We start from the raw sequence: 1845 nt of genomic DNA on the forward strand, positions 1-1845 counted from the left end.
ACTTGAGCTGCTTCCACAACCGTTTGTAACGGGGAACGCATGTCGTTATCCAATAGCACTACCTTCACCGTCCCTGGACCATCACACTCCGGGAACGCTCTCGCCCGGCCCACACCTGTAATTTCTCTTGCCCATAACTCATATTGATAGCGATTGCCCGACGTGATGGGCCGAGATACCTTTTCTTGATACCTTTCATACAGAACATGGTCCTCTTCTGTATCCTCACCAGGAGTCAACAGTTCGGTAAGTTCTCCACGACCAAGACCCGGTATATAGTTAATGGGCAGCAGTGGACCGAAATACCGATTCCCTTCTGCACCTGCCGTTTCACAATCCACACGGAAGTTTCCGAGCGACAAACGTTCTGTTACAACATAGTTAAGTTCTCCTAGGGAAAAGCGACTACCGATTGGGACATCTATCAATTCATTGGAGGCGTTGTAAAACACACCTCTTAGCTGCGCTTTACTGGCTTGCTTCCGTTTCACATCTGCCCAAGCAATCGCTCGGTCAAGATACTCGCCTGATGCAGTATCCGGGAATCGTTGATTTGCATTTAATTCCAACTGAACATAAATCTGAGCCAACTCCGCAGCCGCAGGTGCCAACGCATCATAAATGACGCTACCCTCTCGTTTGTCCATGCCATCTGGTATTCGATCCAGCATCCGCTCGAGAATCGCTTCATACGTCTGTTCCTCAACCATCCTTCCTCACCTCCTTCGTCATATGAAAAGCGCCATACATACTTCGGACCGTGAATTCAGCCATGGCCTGCTCACCCGAAAATGTAATGTTCATCTCATCCACCGACATAATCCGGTCATCTTGTAGCAGTGCTTCCTTTATGTGCCGCTCGATCTCGGCATACGCCCACAGCGGGTCGCGCCCGATGACGGAGTCCAGTTCCTGACCATAGTTGCTACTGTAGATCAGATGCGCAAAACGGCGGGTTTGAAGTATTTTGACAACCGCCTGCTTCACCGCTTCAAGACCGTCGATGTGACCGGATATCGTCCCATTCTCCAGATCCAAACGATACGTCAGGCTAGGCTGCTCCAATGTCTCGACCATCTCACGCTCTGGCTCAATCGTTCCTCCCTGCGGAATCATGATGGCTTCACCAACCGATCCAGCACAAGGTACGTCTGTCCGCCCTGGTAACGAATGAGCAGCACAGTATCCCCGATCGAAAGTCCTTTGCGAATGATATACTCTTCACCGCCGATTGTGAGCTTGTATTCCGTCATCGACTCCCCCACAACCAAAAAATCCTCCGTCAGGCTAAAACGCTGATCCACGTTTACCTCCAGAGGATGAATCGATGTAACTGTGCCATACTGCACCGCCACCGGATTGGTACTTCCCACGGCGCTGAGACTGGCTTTTTTGATAATATCCAGCATCTATTGCTTACACCACCTTCATATTCAGCGACATCGTATGCGTTCCGCCTCCGAACTTATGCTTGCACTCATCGATCAGATATGGCTTCAAGCCTTCTTCGGGCAGGTTGACGTAGATCGTATGTCCCGCACGGACTCGCAGATCACCGATTGCCTCGATCGAGAGCGTCTGATGTTCCTTGTTTTTCAACTCCAATAAGTTCTGGGCAAGCTGCTTCAATTGGGCCGGGTTCATGTTCTCATCTGCGACCTCATACAACTGAAGCAAGCCCCACTGCGCGATGTTCTGCCCATGCTGATACATATACACGTCTCGCTTCCCCGTCTGCTTATTGTCGCGCACGACTTTGATGCGATTGTACGTATCGTTGTCGATGCTCTTTTTATATGAAAAATCCGTCATCAGGCTGTCTTCCCCTACGGCCAGCATCAGCAG

The 1845-nt window shown here is 50.5% G+C and carries 4 protein-coding genes; all 4 read right to left on the reverse strand.

All coding sequences use genetic code 11. From position 1 onward, the window contains the following. Window positions 1-710, reverse strand: a 710-nt coding sequence (locus ACFRAK_RS28205) for a baseplate J/gp47 family protein (RefSeq protein WP_394573068.1), incomplete at its 3' end; no start/stop codon positions are given. Continuing rightward, a complete protein-coding gene (locus tag ACFRAK_RS28210) occupies window positions 703-1116 on the reverse strand; it encodes a DUF2634 domain-containing protein (RefSeq protein WP_394573069.1) in 414 nt (137 codons plus the stop codon). The genes ACFRAK_RS28210 and ACFRAK_RS28205, both read right to left, overlap by 8 nt. Beyond that, window positions 1113-1409, reverse strand: coding sequence for a DUF2577 domain-containing protein (locus tag ACFRAK_RS28215; RefSeq protein WP_394573070.1), 297 nt, complete (start codon window positions 1407-1409; stop codon window positions 1113-1115). The genes ACFRAK_RS28210 and ACFRAK_RS28215 overlap by 4 nt, the downstream gene beginning before the upstream one ends. 7 nt (window positions 1410-1416) lie before the next feature. Then, window positions 1417-1845, reverse strand: a 429-nt coding sequence (locus tag ACFRAK_RS28220) for an XkdQ/YqbQ family protein (protein ID WP_483878293.1), incomplete at its 5' end; no start/stop codon positions are given.

The sequence above is a fragment of the Peribacillus sp. NPDC056705 genome, from assembly GCF_043656335.1.